Origin of the sequence: Streptococcus sp. 53 (assembly GCF_013276565.1) — a bacterium.
GTDB lineage: Bacteria > Bacillota > Bacilli > Lactobacillales > Streptococcaceae > Streptococcus.
Map to the genome: position 1 here is coordinate 34444 of NZ_VMLG01000020.1, position 16277 is coordinate 50720.

The following is a 16277-nucleotide window of genomic DNA, read 5'->3' on the forward strand; positions in this document are numbered from 1 at the left end:
ACGAAGTCAGTAACCATACTTATGGCAAGGCGAAGCTGACGTTGTTTGAAGAGATTTTCGAAGAGTATAAGCATTTTACTGAAATTTTATCTTACCCTCTAGGATGGCAAATGACATTCCCTATCAAAAATGGTAAAATAAGAAAAAATAATCCGAGAATCGAGGAAAGAAGATGCAAGAAAAGATTTTGGTAACAGGTGGAGCTGGTTTTATCGGAACCCACACTGTTATTGAGTTAATCCAAGCAGGTCATCAGGTTGTTGTGGTGGATAACCTTGTCAACAGCAATCGCAAAAGTTTAGAAGTTGTTGAAAGAATCGCAGGAGTTGAAGTGCCTTTCTATGAGGCAGATATCCGTGACACCGATACCCTCAGAGATATTTTCAAGCAAGAAGAACCAACAGGGGTCATTCACTTTGCTGGTTTGAAGGCTGTTGGTGAATCTACCCGTATTCCTCTTGCCTACTATGACAACAATATCGCTGGAACTGTTAGTCTTTTGAAGGTCATGGAAGAAAACAACTGTAAAAACATTATTTTCAGTTCTTCTGCGACAGTTTACGGAGATCCTCATACAGTGCCAATCTTGGAAGATTTCCCACTTTCAGTGACCAATCCATACGGCCGTACTAAGCTTATGCTAGAGGAAATTTTGACCGATATCTATAAGGCGGACTCAGAATGGAATGTGGTCTTACTTCGTTATTTCAACCCAATCGGAGCTCATGAGAGCGGAGATTTGGGAGAAAATCCAAACGGTATTCCAAACAATCTCTTGCCATATGTGACTCAAGTAGCCGTTGGAAAATTAGAGCAAGTGCAAGTGTTTGGAGACGATTACGATACGGAAGACGGAACTGGTGTTCGTGATTATATCCACGTTGTCGACTTGGCTAAAGGTCATGTTGCAGCTCTGAAAAAAATCCAAAAAGGTTCAGGTTTAAACGTTTATAACCTTGGAACAGGTAAAGGTTATTCTGTTCTTGAAATTATCCAAAACATGGAAAAAGCAGTAGGACGCTCAATTCCTTACCGCATCGTAGACCGTCGTCCAGGAGATATCGCGGCCTGCTATTCAGATCCTGCAAAAGCCAAAGCAGAACTCGGCTGGGAAGCAGAACTCGGCATCACCCAAATGTGTGAAGACGCATGGCGTTGGCAAAGTAAGCATCCAAATGGATTTGAAGACTAAGATGGTGATGTCAATCATTGTCCCCTGTTTAAACGAAGAGGAAGTACTTCCTCTTTTTTATCAGGCTTTGGAAGCTTTACTTCCAGATTTGGAAACAGAAATCGAGTATGTCTTTGTCGATGATGGATCAAGTGATGGAACCTTGGAACTTTTAAAGTCCTATCGGGAGCAAAATTCGGCAGTTCATTATATTTCTTTCTCTCGAAATTTTGGCAAAGAAGCAGCTCTCTATGCAGGCTTACAATATGCGACAGGAGATTTGGTGGTAGTGATGGATGTAGACCTCCAAGATCCTCCTAGTATGTTGCTTGAGATGAAAAACTTACTAGACCAGAATGCAGACTTAGACTGTGTTGGGACCCGGAGAACTAGTCGGGAGGGAGAACCCTTCTTTCGTAGTTTCTGTGCTGATTTCTTTTACTGCCTTATGCAAAAAATTAGCCCAGTAGCCTTGCCCTCAGGTGTCCGTGATTTTCGCATGATGAGACGGTCTGTAGTCGATGCTATTTTAAGCTTGACCGAGTCCAATCGTTTTTCAAAGGGGCTCTTTGCCTGGGTCGGCTTTAAAACCCACTATCTGGACTATCCAAATGTCGAAAGGCAGGCCGGCAAGACCAGTTGGAGTTTTAGGCAGCTCTTTTTCTACTCCATTGAAGGGATTGTTAATTTTTCAGATTTTCCCTTGATTATAGCCTTTGTGGCAGGTCTCCTATCTTGTTTTATTTCTCTACTAATGACCTTTTTTGTTGTGGTTCGGACCCTCATTTTGGGCAATCCGACGTCAGGTTGGACCTCTCTGATGGCTGTCATTCTCTTTCTTGGAGGCATTCAACTCTTGACCATTGGGATTCTCGGTAAGTACATCAGTAAGATTTATTTAGAGACTAAAAAAAGACCACTTTATCTTATCAAAGAAAAAAGTGACCTTCCTGATTTTACAGAAAAAAATAGAGAGAAAAGACTATAATTTTACATGGAAATGTGCTAAACTAGAGGGAGTGGATTATCGCCATTGATTTAGGCTTCCTGGTTTCTAATCAGGGCGCGAGTTGGGCAATTTTTAACAGCCTCTAAGACATCCTGACTAGGAGAAATTTCTTTTTCCAGCTGGTCAGGATCATCGTAAAAACGCACGATTCCATTATCGTGGTAATCAAATAGATCAGAATAAGTTTGGCAAAGTCCACAGGCGATACATCGTTCAGGTATAAGTGTGATTTTCATGTTCATATTTATATTGTAATAAGAAAAGTAAAAAAAAACAAGGAGTAGGGTATGGAAAAAGAACCGTGGCAAGAAGATATTTATGATCAAGAAGAATCAAGAGCAGAGCGTCGTAAGAGAACTCAAGGCAGAGATGTAGTGGCCAATCGTGTCTTGACGATTTTAGCTAGTATTTTCTTTGTAATTGTGGTGGTGATGATTATTGTTCTTATCTATCTATCAACGGGGGGGAGTAATCGCACGGCAGCCTTGAAAGATTTTCACGATTCTGATGCAAGTATAGTACAAGTCTCATCTTCAAGCAGTTCCCAGCCTGAGCAGAGTTCAGAGCCAGAATCTACTTCTAGTAGTTCAGAAGAAGCTGCTAATCCTGAAGGAACGATTAAAGTTCTCGCAGGAGAAGGGGAAGCAGCCATTGCCGCTCGTGCAGGAATCTCCATTGCTCAGTTAGAGGCCTTAAATCCTGGGCACATGGCTACAGGGTCTTGGTTTGCTAATCCAGGTGATGTTATAAAAATAAAATAGGAGCCGATATGAAAACAATTCAAATTGCTATTGACGGTCCTGCTTCAAGTGGTAAGAGTACGGTCGCAAAGATTATTGCCAAGGATTTTGGATACACCTACCTAGATACAGGTGCTATGTATCGTGCAGCGACTTATATGGCTCTCCAAAACCAGTTAGGAGTAGAAGAAGTTGAAGCCCTTCTAGCCTTGTTGGACCAGCATCCAATCAGTTTTGGACGTTCAGAAACTGGAGAACAGCTTGTCTTTGTAGGGGATGTGGATATTACCCATCCTATCCGTGAAAATGAAGTGACCAATCATGTCTCTGCTATTGCAGCAATTCCTGAAGTGCGTGAGAAACTAGTTTCCCTCCAACAAGAAATTGCCCAACAAGGCGGGATTGTCATGGATGGTCGCGATATTGGGACTGTTGTATTGCCACAAGCAGAATTAAAAATTTTCCTAGTAGCTTCTGTTGATGAGAGAGCAGAGCGTCGTTACAAGGAAAATATTGCCAAGGGAATTGAAACAGACCTTGAAACTCTAAAAGAGGAAATTGCGGCGCGTGACTACAAGGATAGTCATCGTGAGACTTCACCTCTCAAACAAGCAGAGGATGCAGTTTACCTTGATACAACTGGTTTGAACATTCAAGAAGTAGTTGAAAAAATCAAAGCAGAAGCTGAAAAAAGAATGTAAATGTAGAAAAACCGATAGATGGATATCGGTTTTTTTCTAAATTTGTCAAAATGCTGATTTTAGGGTATAATAGTTGCTGTTCGAGAAATTTTGATTTTCAAAGAATACTGAATGATGATAAGGAGAAACCATGAACAACCTACCAAATTGCCCACAATGTAACTCAGAGTATGTCTACGAAGACGGTGCCCTACTGGTTTGCCCAGAGTGTGCTTATGAGTGGAATCCTGCTGAAGGTGCAGATGTAGAAGAGGGCCTTGTTGCTGTCGATGCCAACGGAAATAAATTGGCTGACGGTGATACTGTTACCCTCATCAAGGACTTGAAAGTAAAAGGTGCGCCAAAAGATTTGAAACAAGGGACGCGCGTGAAAAATATCCGCATCGTAGAAGGCGATCACAATATCGACTGTAAAATTGATGGCTTTGGTGCCATGAAACTTAAATCAGAGTTTGTGAAGAAGATTTAAGTATGTCAAAACACTATAAATTTGTATTTTATAGCCGTATCTTCTTGTTTCTAGCGGCTTTTACGGGAGTTTATCTTGAAATTACCAAGCATGGTGGTTTTGGGATGCTTCTCTATTACACGGTTCTGTCCAACCTCTTGGTAACTATTTTTACCCTCTATCTTCTAAAGGTTATGAGCCGTTTAGGTGAAAACTGGCAAAGGCCAAGTCTCTTGCGCTTAAAAGGTGGAGTCACCATGAGTATCATGATTACCTGTGTGATTTACCATTTCCTCTTAGCGCCTATTGCGACTAATTTCTATACTCTGGAAAATTTCCTTTGCCATTATATCGTTCCCCTCTGGTTTTTCGCAGATACCCTCTTTTTTGATAAACAGGGTCAATACAAGATTTGGGATCCAATTGTGTGGACGATTTTACCCTTGCTGTATATGATTTTTGCTCTTTTTAATGGTTTGGTTTTAAAACTCAATATTCCAAATGCCAAGGATAATCCTTTCCCTTACTTCTTTTTGAATGTGAACAAGGGTTGGGATGTCGTGTTCAAGTGGTGTCTGATTATCTTTGTTGCCTATATGGTGGCAGGATTTATCTTCTACTTTATTAAGCAAATCAAGAGAAAGTCATCCTAAGACACAAGGGATTCATTTTCGAGTTTAAGAAGGAGTCTATACACTAAAGAGGCTTCTTCTTTTCTTGCTTGTTTGCTAACTATCAAAAGAGACAGAAGATTAAGAGAAAATATAGAAAGAGATTTCATGAAACAATTTTTAGAACGGGCCAGTATTTTGGCTCTCTCCCTCGTTTTGATTACATCCTTTTCCATCTCGAGTGCCCTGCCAGCTATGTTTGACTATTATCAAGGCTATCCTAAGGAACAAATTGAGCTCTTGGCGAGCTTGCCTTCCTTTGGAATCATGATTATGTTATTACTAAATGGTTTCTTAGAAAAAATCTTTCCTGAGCGCTTACAAATTAGTTTGGGATTGCTGATTTTATCACTGAGTGGAACAGCCCCCTTTTGGTATCAAGCCTATCCTTTTGTATTTGGAACACGGATTCTTTTTGGTTTGGGTCTTGGGATGATCAATGCCAAGGCTATTTCTATCATCAGTGAGCGTTATCAAGGGAAAACGCGAATTCAGATGTTAGGGCTACGTGGTTCTGCAGAGGTTGTTGGAGCTTCTCTCATTACCTTGGCAGTCGGCCAGTTGTTGGCATTTGGTTGGACAGCTACTTTCTTAGCCTATAGTGCTGGATTTTTGGTGCTGACCCTTTATCTGCTCTTTGTCCCTTATGGAAAATCAAAGAAAGAAGTCAAGAAAAAAGCGAAGGATACAAGTCGTTTAACTCGTGAAATGAAAGGCTTGATTTTTACTCTAGCTATTGAAGCGGCAGTTGTAGTTTGTACCAATACAGCTATTACCATCCGTATTCCAAGTTTGATGGTGGAAAGAGGACTTGGGGATGCCCAGTTATCTAGTTTTGTCCTTAGTGTCATGCAGTTGATTGGGATTGTGGCTGGTGTGAGTTTTTCTTTCTTGATTTCTATCTTTAAGGAAAAGTTACTCCTCTGGTCTGGTATTACCTTCGGCTTAGGGCAAATTGTGATTGCTCTGGCTCCATCCTTGTGGGTGGTAGTAGCAGGAAGCATTCTGGCTGGTTTTGCCTACAGTGTAGCCTTGACGACAGTTTTTCAACTTGTCTCTGAACGAATTCCAGCTAAACTCCTCAATCAAGCCACTTCATTTGCTGTATTAGGCTGTAGTTTCGGAGCCTTTACGACCCCATTTGTTCTAGGTGCAATTGGCTTACTAACTCACAATGGCATGCTAGTCTTTACCATCTTAGGAGGTTGGTTGATTGTAACCTCTATCTTTGTCATGTACTTACTTCAAAAGAGAGCTTAGGATTGGTTTCCTAAGTTTTACTTTTGATACTCAATGAAAATCAAAGAGCAAACTAGGAAACTAGCCGCAGGTTGCTCAAAACAGTGTTTTGAGGTTGCAGATGGAAGCTGACGTGGATTAAAGAGATTTTCGAAGAGTATGAGAATTTTGTACCCAGACAGTGTTTATTTTAGGTCCTTGTTTACAGATTAATTTCTTGATAAAATGGAAGTTATGACGAGATATAAAGCAACTATTTCCTATGATGGTTACGCCTTTGCTGGTTTTCAGCGCCAGCCTCATGCGCGTAGCGTTCAGGAAGAAATTGAAAAAACCTTGACCAGGTTAAATAAAGGGCAAGCCATTACTGTTCACGGTGCTGGTAGGACTGATAGTGGGGTTCATGCCCTGGGACAGGTGCTTCATTTTGACCTGCCTTATCAAATGGATGAGGAGAAGCTCCGTTTTGCTTTGGACACTCAGTCTCCTGAAGATATTGATGTGATTTCAATTGAGCTTGTGGCGGATGATTTTCATTGTCGTTATGCCAAGCATAGCAAGACCTATGAGTTTATCGTGGATAGAGGACGTCCCAAAAATCCGATGCGCCGTCACTATGCCACCCACTTCCCTTACCCACTTGATGTGGAGAGGATGCAGGAGGCCGTCAAAAAGCTAGAAGGAACCCATGATTTCACTGGCTTTACAGCCTCTGGGACTAGTGTAGAGGATAAGGTTCGCACTATTACAGAAGCTAGTCTTAGGGTTGATGAGACAGGCCAGTTTTTGACTTTTACCTTTTCAGGAAATGGTTTCTTGTATAAACAGATTCGCAATATGGTGGGGACACTGCTCAAAATCGGCAACAAGCGTATGCCAGTAGAGCAGATTGACCTCATCTTGGAGAAAAAGGACAGGCAGCTTGCAGGTCCCACTGCAGCACCAAATGGTTTGTATTTAAAGGAGATTCGTTATGAAGAATAATCGTATTTTAGCACTTTCTGGAAATGATATTTTTAGTGGTGGTGGATTGTCCGCTGATTTGGCTACTTATACCTTGAACGGCTTGCATGGCTTTGTAGCAGTGACTTGCTTGACAGCTTTAACAGAAAAGGGATTTGAGGTCTTTCCAACTGACGATACCATTTTTCAACATGAATTAGATAGTTTGCGTGATGTGGAATTTGCAGGGATTAAGATTGGTCTTTTACCAACTGTCAGCGTAGCTGAGAAGGCTTTGGACTTTATCAAGCAACGCCCAGGAGTGCCTGTGGTGTTGGATCCTGTCTTGGTCTGCAAGGAAACGCATGATGTAGCTGTCAGTGAGCTCTGCCAAGAGTTGATTCGCTTTTTCCCTCATGTCAGTGTGATTACGCCTAATCTTCCTGAAGCAGAATTACTAGCAGATCAAGAGATTAAAACCCTTGAAGACATGAAAACTGCAGCGCAGAAATTGCATGAATTAGGAGCGCCAGCAGTCATTATCAAGGGAGGCAATCGCCTTAGTCAGGACAAGGCTGTAGATGTCTTTTATGACGGACAAAAATTTACAGTCCTAGAAAATCCTGTCATTCAAGGGCAAAATGCTGGCGCAGGTTGTACCTTTGCCTCTAGCATTGCCAGTTACTTGGTTAAAGGTGATGAACTTTTACCAGCAGTAGAAAGCTCTAAGGCTTTCGTTTACCGTGCCATTGCACAAGCAGATCAGTATGGAGTAAGACAATATGAAGCAAACCAAAACAACTAAAATCGCCCTTGTATCCCTATTAACCGCCCTTTCTGTGGTTCTAGGCTATTTCTTAAAAATTCCAACACCGACAGGCATTCTAACTCTTTTAGATGCTGGTGTCTTCTTTACGGCCTTCTACTTTGGTAGTCGTGAAGGGGCTGTAGTAGGAGGACTAGCAGGTTTCTTGATTGACCTCTTATCAGGCTATCCTCAGTGGATGTTCTTTAGCTTGGTCAACCATGGCTTGCAGGGATTTTTCGCAGGATTTAAAGGAAAAACTCAGTGGTTAGGCCTTATCTTAGCAACGATTGCCATGGTAGGGGGTTACGCCTTGGGTTCTACATTGATGAATGGCTGGGCTGCAGCCCTACCAGAAATTTTACCAAATTTCATGCAAAATATGGTAGGGATGATTGTAGGATTTATCCTTAGTCAAAGTATCAAGAAGATTAAGTAAAGAGGCTGAGTAAAAAGTCTTTCAAATAAGAAAAACGCATAGTATCAGGTGTTGAAATCTTGATACTATGCGTTTTATTGTGGGAAGATTTTCAAAGAATATTAATCAAAATAAAGCAAGTCTTTGCTGGTGCTTGTAAAGAGGTCAAAGCCATCCTTGGTAACAACACCACAGTCTTCAATACGGACACCGACTTTACCAGGGATATAGATACCTGGTTCAACAGAGAAGCACATGCCTTCTTCGATGACCATGTCGTTTCCTTCCATGATAGATGGGAATTCATGGACATCCATACCGATACCGTGACCGAGACGGTGGTTGAAGTACTCGCCGTAACCAGCTTTTTCGATGACCTCACGGGCAGCGCGGTCCACTTCATGGGCAGTCACTCCTGGTTTGATAAAGTCAAGAGCAGCTTGTTGAGCTTCAAGAGTCAAGTTATAAATGTCTTTCTTGAATTGGTCTGGTTTGCCGACTGCGACTGTACGAGTCATATCTGACGCATAGCCGTTGACGAGGACACCCAGGTCAAAGAGGAGAAGGGCGTCATTTTCAACCTTATTAGCTGCTGGAATGCCGTGTGGATTTGCAGCATTATCACCAGTCAAGACCATGGTATCAAAGCTCATTTCATAGCCTTCACGTTTCATGGCAAAGTCGATTTGGGCGATGATATCTGTCTCAGTCTTATCAAGAGAAATATTGTCAAAACCAACCTTAACAGCCTTGTCCGCATAGAGACCTGCAACCATCATTTTTTGCACTTCGTCAACTGATTTGATGAGGCGCATGCGTTGGATACGAGGAGTGAGGTTTTCAAACTCAGCAGTTTCAAAGACTATTTTCAAGCCATGGTATTTGGTCAAGATGAGATTGTCAAACTCAACAGCGACACGTTTGAAATCAAGCTGTGGAAGAGCATGTTTCATTTTTTGCCATGGATTTTCAGAATCCACATAGCCCACAACTGGGAAGGAAACTGTGCTACTTGCACGCTCAACCTCAAGGGCTGGGACAAAGAGGAGGGGTTCCTGATCTGCTAAGACAAAAAGGAACATTTGGCGTTCATGGGGATCACTGTAAAAGCCAGTGAGGTAATTGATTGTGACGGGGTCAGATACGACAGCGACGTCTAGTTTTTCTGATTCAAGATATGTTACGATTTGTTGTAATTTAGACATATGCTACCTTCTTTCTACCCCTCTATTTTGGCAAAAAAAGAGAGAAAATGCAAGGGAGAAGGGTAAAAGAAAAGACAAAAAAACTCCGACAAGATAGTGGAGTTCTTTGATATAGTTTCACTTTGTTTAAGAAAAGTCAGCCTTGCTTTTGACGTCGCTGTATTCTTCAGCGATTTCTTGGCTGAGGATGTCCTCATAAGCAGGGAGTTGGATATCCTGACCGTATTTCTTCCTTAGGGCAGTAGTGACTAGGCGATAAGCTAGATTGGCATTACGAGAGAGGATAGGTCCGTGGAAGTAGGAACCAAAGACATTCTTATAATGAACACCTTCACCAATCTTTTCTTCATTGTTTCCATTTCCATAGACTACCTGTCCCAGTGGTTTTTGGTCATCTGAGAGGAAGGTACGGCCCTGATGATTTTCAAAACCATAGTAGGTTTCATCGAAATCTTCATTGTGAATCTTGATGTCACCGATAAAACGGTTATTGGTCTGGTTGAGGGTGTAGTGACCCATGACTCCTAGCCCTTCGATGCGTTTGCCTGAAGCTTCAACATAATACTGACCCAATAGTTGGAAACCACCGCAGATAGCGAGAACCACACCGTCGTTTTGGATGTAGTTGTCAATGCTCTCTTTTTTAGCAGGTAGGTCGTCTGCAATGATACTCTGTTCAAAGTCTTGACCGCCACCGAAAAAGGCGATGTCGTAGTGATTTTCATCAAAGTCATCATGGAGAGAAACGATGTCGACCGTCACACGGGCTCCCAGTTTTTCAGCCACATACTTGAGCATGAGGATGTTTCCATTGTCCCCGTAGGTATTCATGAGGTTTCCGTAGAGGTGGGCAATGTTGAGCTGATAAGGGTAATTGCCAGCTTTTGAGGAAAGTGAAGTATAAACCATTAGTTCATCTCCTTTCTAACAATCTGACGACTAGCCAGCAGTTCGCGGAATTCCAGCATAGCAGTATAGGTAGCTAGAATATAAGCATGCTTACAGTCTTGGTTTTCAATGATCTTAAGAACTTGTTCCAGACTACTTGTTTCAGTAATTTTATCAGCTGGATAGCCAGTTACTCGTAGACGACGTGCGATTTCAGAATGGCGAACACCGCCAGCGTTGATTTCGAGAATGTCCATGTCAGTGATTTGTTCAAAATCAGCATCCCAGATCCAGCTGGTGTCAATTCCATCTGCATAGTTGGCATTTAGGAGGACAGATAGGCTAAATGGATAAGGTGCTAGTTTGATCATTTCGATAGCTTGGGTCGCACCGACTGGATTTTTAATCAAGACAAGGGTACATTCCTTGTCATCAATATGGAAGGTTTCTTGGCGTCCAAAGACTGCACGGCTCTTATCAAATCCCTGCTTGATGAGTTGTGAATCTGCACCAAGGAAACGGGCGATAGCCACAGCAGCTAGGGCGTTGTAGATATTGTAGAGACCACCGATTTGAATACCGTATTCTTGTCCGTCAATGACAAAGCGAGAGCGATTGTTGGTTAACTCAACTAGTTCTGTCAAGCGATAGTCGAGATCAGGACGTTTACATCCGCAGCCTTCACAGATATAGGCACCCAAGTTTGCATAGGTATTCTGCTCATATTTGAGGATTCCTTGGCAGTCAGGACAGAGAATCCCTTCTGTATTATAGTGAGCCAGCTGGGCTGGTCTTTTCTCCAAGTCAAAACCAAAATACTCTACAGGATTTGGAATAGCTGGCTTGTAGAAAAGTGGACTGTCTCCATTAAGGAGAACAGTAGCCGTAGGCACCTTACGAATGGCATCCAAAATCATCTTGTAAGTTGTGTAAATCTCACCATAGCGGTCCATCTGGTCACGGAAGATATTAGTGATGACGAAGAGACTTGGCTGGATGTAGTCACAGATACGAGATAGGCTGGCTTCATCAATTTCTAAGACGGCAATATTTTTTCCAGTTTTAGACGATTTGGCAGTCAGGAAAGTTGTTGCAATCCCTGTAATCATATTGGCACCGCTTGGGTTGGTCAGAACTTGACCATAAACCTCTTTTAAAATGCCGACAGTGAGGGCAGTTGTCAAGGTTTTCCCGTTAGTTCCAGTGACCACGACAATCTCGTAGTTCTTAGCTAGGTTTTGTAAAATATCTTTATCAAATTGAAGGGCAAGTTTTCCTGGGAGCGTACTTCCACGGCCAAGACGGCTTAAAATGAAGTGGGAAGAACGCCCAGCAAGAAGGCCCAAAATAGTTTTTAATTTCATGTTTCTATTATATCATAAAAGAGGGAAAAGACAGATTTGGTGTTTCGCAGAAGCAAAAACAGCCCACAGAGGGCTGTTAGTTAAGATGAGACTTCAACTTAAATCGCAAACAAGTCATTCAAGTTCTCAGCCAATGTTGGGTGAGTGAAGATTTGTTTTGTGAAGTAAGTGTAAGGAATCTTGTTGTCCATTGCAACAGTGATGATGTTGATGATTTCTTGAGAACCTTCTGAGAAGATGCTTGCTCCAAGAATTTCTTTTGTTTCAGTATTAACAACAGCTTTGAAGGCTCCGCGAAGGTCTCCATTTACGTGACCGCGAGGCATTGCTGCAACAGGGATTTCCTTCACTGCGTATGGAAGTTTCAAATCAGCAGCTTGGCTTTCAGTCAAACCGACTTGTGAAAGTGCAGGTGTGATAAACATAGTGTTTGGTACATTGAGACGGTCTTCAAGTGTGTAGCTGCCATCTCCAGCAAGGTAGCTGTAAACAACACGGAAGTCATCCAGTGAAATGTAAGTAAATTGAAGGCCACCGTTGACGTCTCCCACTGCAAAGACACCAGGAACGTTTGTTTGACAGTGTTTGTCTACTTTAATAGCGCCACGTTCAGTTAGTTCAATATCTGTATTTTCAAGTTGAAGTGGTTCTACATTTGGTTTGCGTCCAGTTGCGTAAAGAAGGGCGTCGAAACGGTAAGTTTCGTTTTCAGTCACGACAAGGACTTGGTCACCATCGTTTTTAATTTCAGTAGTATGGATATTTTGAAGCAATTCAATGCCATCTTCTTCCATGTATTGCTTAGCAAGAGCTGCGATGGAAGGTTCTGCACGAGGTAGGAATGTATCCAAGGCATCTAGGACTGTGACCTTGCTTCCAAGTTTGTTGTAAAGGCCAGCAAATTCAAGACCGATATTTCCGCCACCAAGGACTCCAAGTTTCTCAGGCAATTTGTCCAAGTTTTGGATACCTGTTGAGTCAAAGACATTCTTGCTTGTAGCAAGTCCAGGAATTGGTAAGACGTTTGAAACAGCACCAGTGTTGATGACGATTGTTTCAGCAGTTAGTTCTTTCTTTTCATTACCAGCTTGGATTTCGATGACTTTATTTGAAAGGAAGTGAGCTTCCGCATCAAAGATGTCCACGCCTGTACCAGCAACAGTAGCATAGTTTTTACCGTTGAGGCGACCAGTGATAGTGTTTTTGGTAGCAATCACTTCTTCAAAAGACAAGTCTTTCTCAGCAGCAACTAGCAAAGTTTTAGTTGGGATACAACCGATGTTGATACAAGTTCCACCGTACATAGCTTTGCTACGTTCAATGAGGGCAACTTTTTTACCAGCTGAAGCCAATTTACCTGCTAGTGTTTTACCAGCTTTACCAAATCCGATAACGATTAAATCATAAGTTAACATTTAGAGTTCCTCCTATTCGCATTTCATTCTAGCACAAGAAAAAAACTTTTGCACAATTCTGCTACGAAAAAGACAGAAAAAGATAAAAACGCTTTCCAGACAAAAAACTAGTAATTTTTTGACAAGCTTGATAAACTAAAATCCTATCTATTTTTATATAAGATAGAAGAAATGTTCGAAAATAGGAGGTTTTATGAAATCGAATCGTTATATTATTGCCTTTGCTGGGGTCATTTTACACTTAATGCTGGGTTCGACTTATGCTTGGAGTGTTTATCGCAACCCTATTATTGAAAAAACGGGATGGGATCAGGCTTCTGTTGCCTTTGCCTTCAGTCTAGCAATCTTTTGTTTGGGCTTATCTGCTGCATTTATGGGGCGTTTGGTAGAAAAATTTGGTCCGAGAGTCATGGGGAGTCTATCTGCTTTTCTATACGCAGGTGGAAATATCTTAACAGGATTTGCAATAGACCGTCAGGAGCTGTGGTTGTTGTATCTGGCTTACGGCATTTTAGGTGGGCTTGGTTTGGGAGCAGGATACATTACCCCTGTGTCAACGATTATAAAATGGTTTCCTGATAAACGTGGTCTCGCAACAGGTTTAGCGATTATGGGGTTTGGTTTTGCTTCTTTATTGACTAGTCCCATAGCGCAACATCTCATCGCAGGGGTAGGGCTTGTAGAAACTTTTTATATTTTAGGTGCAAGTTACTTTATTATCATGCTCCTAGCTTCACAATTCATTAAGCGTCCAAATGAGCAAGAACTTGCAATTTTATCTGTTTCAGGGAAAGAAAAAACAGACTCTCTGACGCAAGGGATGACTGCAAATCAGGCTCTAAAAAGCAATCGGTTTTATATACTTTGGATTATTTTCTTTATCAACATAGCTTGTGGTTTAGGCTTAATTTCAGCGGCATCGCCAATGGCACAGGAGATGGCTGGCTTGTCTACAAGTCATGCAGCAGTAATGGTGGGTGTTTTGGGGATTTTTAATGGATTTGGTCGCTTGCTCTGGGCGAGTTTGTCTGACTATATCGGTCGCCCTCTAACCTTTAGTATATTACTGCTTGTCAATCTTTTCTTTTCTCTTTCACTTTGGCTCTTTACAGATTCCGTTTTATTTGTAGTCGCTATGTCTATTTTGATGACTTGCTATGGAGCTGGTTTTTCATTGATTCCAGCTTATCTCAGTGATATTTTTGGAACCAAGGAATTGGCCGCTCTGCATGGTTATATTTTAACAGCTTGGGCAATGGCTGGTTTAGCAGGACCTATTTTATTAGCAGAGACTTATAAAATGGCTCATTCTTACACACAAACCTTGTTCGTTTTTATCATTTTATATAGTATCGCCTTGGCTTTGTCTTATTATCTAGGTTGTTCAATCAAAAAGGAAAGCCAAAAACCGCTTACATGATTTTCTAGAGGAATTAGGCTATCTTTTGCTTCTCTCTTGTGTTATACTAGATAAGTTGCAAAGAAAACAGTACTTTTCTTTTGTGGAAAAGAAGCAACACGATTTTGTATCCAGTATATGAAAATACGTCATAAAAAGAAAAGTATACACTAAGCCCTATAGGGTGGCTTCGCACCACCTTTAGAAAGAAGAAAAACGTGAAATTTAATGAATTAAACTTGTCTGCTGATTTGCTAGCAGAGATTGAAAAAGCTGGTTTTGTAGAAGCCAGTCCTATCCAAGAACAAACCATTCCCTTGGCTCTTGAAGGTAAGGACGTTATCGGTCAAGCTCAGACTGGTACAGGAAAAACTGCAGCCTTTGGCTTGCCTACCCTTGAAAAAATCCGTACAGAAGAAGCGACTATCCAAGCCTTGGTCATCGCTCCAACTCGTGAACTCGCTGTCCAAAGTCAAGAAGAACTCTTCCGATTTGGTCGTAGTAAGGGAGTCAAAGTCCGCTCAGTATACGGCGGATCAAGCATTGAAAAACAAATTAAGGCTCTTAAATCTGGTGCCCATATCGTGGTGGGAACTCCAGGTCGCCTCTTGGACTTGATTAAACGCAAGGCCTTGAAATTACAAGATATTGAAACGCTCATCCTTGACGAAGCGGATGAAATGCTCAACATGGGCTTTCTTGAGGACATTGAAGCTATCATCTCTCGTGTCCCTGAAAGCCGTCAAACTTTGCTTTTCTCAGCAACTATGCCAGATGCCATCAAACGTATCGGTGTTCAGTTTATGAAAGAACCTGAGCATGTGAAGATTGCGGCTAAGGAATTGACAACAGAATTGGTTGATCAATACTACATCCGAGTTAAAGAACAAGAAAAATTTGATACTATGACTCGTCTCATGGATGTGGAACAACCAGAGCTTGCTATCGTATTTGGTCGTACCAAACGTCGTGTGGATGAATTGACTCGTGGTTTGAAAATCCGTGGCTTCCGTGCAGAAGGAATTCATGGAGACCTAGACCAAAACAAACGTCTTCGTGTCCTTCGTGACTTTAAAAACGGTAATCTTGATGTTTTGGTTGCGACAGACGTGGCAGCGCGTGGCTTGGATATTTCAGGTGTGACCCATGTCTATAACTACGATATTCCACAAGATCCTGAAAGTTATGTTCACCGTATCGGTCGTACAGGTCGTGCTGGTAAGTCAGGTCAGTCTATTACTTTCGTATCACCAAATGAAATGGGCTACCTCCAAATCATTGAAAATTTGACCAAGAAACGCATGAAAGGTCTCAAACCTGCAAGTGCAGAAGAAGCCTTCCAAGCAAAAAAACAGGTAGCTCTCAAGAAAATCGAACGTGATTTTGCAGATGAGACTATCCGTGCCAACTTTGAGAAATTTGGTAAGGATGCTCGTAAGCTAGCTGCCGAATTTACTCCAGAAGAATTGGCAATGTATATCTTGAGTCTGACTGTTCAAGACCCAGATAGCCTTTCAGAAGTGGAGATTGCGCGTGAAAAACCACTACCATTTAAACCATCAGGTAATGGCTTTGGTGGTAAAGCTAAGGGAGGTCGTCGTGGAGATGACCGTCGTGATAATCGCCGTGGAGACAACCGTCGTGGTGGTCGCCGTGATGATTTCAAAAAAGGAAGTCGTGGAAACGATCGTTTTGATAAGGAAAAACGTTACCGTAAGGATAATAAAAAACCACGCAATACTTCAGGTGAAAAGCAAACAGGCTTTGTTATTCGTAACAAGGGAGATAAATAAGAAAAAGCGGTTCAAAATGAATCGCTTTTTTATATAAGGAGACCGAATGTGAAAAGATAATACTCAATG

18 protein-coding genes are annotated in these 16277 nt (G+C 41.8%); 13 read left to right on the top strand and 5 right to left on the bottom strand.

All coding sequences use genetic code 11. The features are described from left to right. The 3 genes from HT722_RS10365 to HT722_RS06370 form a co-directional block, all read left to right on the top strand. On the top strand, positions 1-194 hold a 194-nt coding region (locus HT722_RS10365; RefSeq protein ID WP_205380489.1), incomplete at its 5' end, for a hypothetical protein. Further along, positions 173-1192 carry a UDP-glucose 4-epimerase GalE gene (galE, locus tag HT722_RS06365; protein WP_173278138.1) on the top strand — a complete coding sequence of 340 codons (1020 nt, stop codon included), beginning with the start codon at positions 173-175 and terminating at the stop codon, positions 1190-1192. The genes HT722_RS10365 and galE, both read left to right, overlap by 22 nt. 1 nt (position 1193) lies before the next feature. Then, complete coding sequence (locus HT722_RS06370) at positions 1194-2159, top strand: glycosyltransferase family 2 protein (RefSeq protein ID WP_345789582.1); 966 nt, start codon at positions 1194-1196, stop codon at positions 2157-2159. Positions 2160-2209: 50 nt separating this feature from the next. Here the strand turns inward: HT722_RS06370 and HT722_RS06375 are convergent, their stop codons facing one another. Continuing rightward, complete coding sequence (locus HT722_RS06375) at positions 2210-2416, bottom strand: ferredoxin (protein ID WP_001824692.1); 207 nt, start codon at positions 2414-2416, stop codon at positions 2210-2212. 51 nt (positions 2417-2467) lie between these two features. Here HT722_RS06375 and HT722_RS06380 point away from each other — a divergent pair, with 51 nt between their 5' ends. The 8 genes from HT722_RS06380 to HT722_RS06415 all read left to right on the top strand — a co-directional run bounded on the left by HT722_RS06380 (position 2468) and on the right by HT722_RS06415 (position 8165). Then, on the top strand, positions 2468-2941 hold the full coding sequence (locus tag HT722_RS06380) for an SAG1386/EF1546 family surface-associated protein (RefSeq protein ID WP_173278142.1): 474 nt from the start codon (positions 2468-2470) through the stop codon (positions 2939-2941). An 8-nt stretch (positions 2942-2949) separates the two neighbouring features. Then, on the top strand, positions 2950-3621 hold the full coding sequence (gene cmk, locus HT722_RS06385; protein WP_112443973.1) for a (d)CMP kinase: 672 nt from the start codon (positions 2950-2952) through the stop codon (positions 3619-3621). Positions 3622-3751: 130 nt separating this feature from the next. Beyond that, positions 3752-4090, top strand: coding sequence for a zinc ribbon domain-containing protein YjdM (locus tag HT722_RS06390; protein WP_173278144.1), 339 nt, complete (start codon positions 3752-3754; stop codon positions 4088-4090). Positions 4091-4092: 2 nt separating this feature from the next. Beyond that, a complete protein-coding gene (locus tag HT722_RS06395; protein ID WP_173278146.1) occupies positions 4093-4722 on the top strand; it encodes a Pr6Pr family membrane protein in 630 nt (209 codons plus the stop codon). 126 nt (positions 4723-4848) lie between these two features. Then, positions 4849-6000, top strand: coding sequence for an MFS transporter (locus tag HT722_RS06400; RefSeq protein WP_173278149.1), 1152 nt, complete (start codon positions 4849-4851; stop codon positions 5998-6000). A 213-nt stretch (positions 6001-6213) separates the two neighbouring features. Further along, positions 6214-6963, top strand: a complete 750-nt coding sequence (gene truA, locus HT722_RS06405; protein WP_000199191.1) for a tRNA pseudouridine(38-40) synthase TruA — start codon at positions 6214-6216, stop codon at positions 6961-6963. Next, positions 6953-7726, top strand: a complete 774-nt coding sequence (locus HT722_RS06410; protein ID WP_173278151.1) for a bifunctional hydroxymethylpyrimidine kinase/phosphomethylpyrimidine kinase — start codon at positions 6953-6955, stop codon at positions 7724-7726. The genes truA and HT722_RS06410 overlap by 11 nt, the downstream gene beginning before the upstream one ends. After that, positions 7704-8165 (top strand): ECF transporter S component, encoded by a 462-nt coding sequence (locus HT722_RS06415; protein WP_000814989.1) that lies wholly within the window; start codon positions 7704-7706, stop codon positions 8163-8165. The genes HT722_RS06410 and HT722_RS06415 overlap by 23 nt, the downstream gene beginning before the upstream one ends. A 101-nt stretch (positions 8166-8266) precedes the next feature. Here HT722_RS06415 and HT722_RS06420 read toward each other — a convergent pair whose 3' ends face one another. The 4 genes from HT722_RS06420 to HT722_RS06435 form a co-directional block, all read right to left on the bottom strand. After that, complete coding sequence (locus HT722_RS06420) at positions 8267-9349, bottom strand: Xaa-Pro peptidase family protein (protein WP_173278153.1); 1083 nt, start codon at positions 9347-9349, stop codon at positions 8267-8269. A gap of 126 nt (positions 9350-9475) precedes the next feature. Continuing rightward, on the bottom strand, positions 9476-10258 hold the full coding sequence (gatD, locus tag HT722_RS06425; RefSeq protein WP_173278155.1) for a lipid II isoglutaminyl synthase subunit GatD: 783 nt from the start codon (positions 10256-10258) through the stop codon (positions 9476-9478). Then, a complete protein-coding gene (murT, locus tag HT722_RS06430) occupies positions 10258-11601 on the bottom strand; it encodes a lipid II isoglutaminyl synthase subunit MurT (protein WP_173278157.1) in 1344 nt (447 codons plus the stop codon). The genes gatD and murT overlap by 1 nt, the downstream gene beginning before the upstream one ends. A gap of 98 nt (positions 11602-11699) precedes the next feature. After that, positions 11700-13016 (bottom strand): FAD-containing oxidoreductase, encoded by a 1317-nt coding sequence (locus HT722_RS06435; RefSeq protein WP_173278159.1) that lies wholly within the window; start codon positions 13014-13016, stop codon positions 11700-11702. A 193-nt stretch (positions 13017-13209) separates the two neighbouring features. Between HT722_RS06435 and HT722_RS06440 the strand changes: the two genes are divergently transcribed. Then, the gene (locus HT722_RS06440) at positions 13210-14436 is read left to right on the top strand and encodes an OFA family MFS transporter (RefSeq protein WP_173278161.1); all 1227 of its coding nucleotides are present in this window, start codon (positions 13210-13212) and stop codon (positions 14434-14436) included. Positions 14437-14633: 197 nt separating this feature from the next. Continuing rightward, on the top strand, positions 14634-16208 hold the full coding sequence (locus HT722_RS06445; RefSeq protein ID WP_173278163.1) for a DEAD/DEAH box helicase: 1575 nt from the start codon (positions 14634-14636) through the stop codon (positions 16206-16208). Positions 16209-16277: the final 69 nt, after the last annotated feature.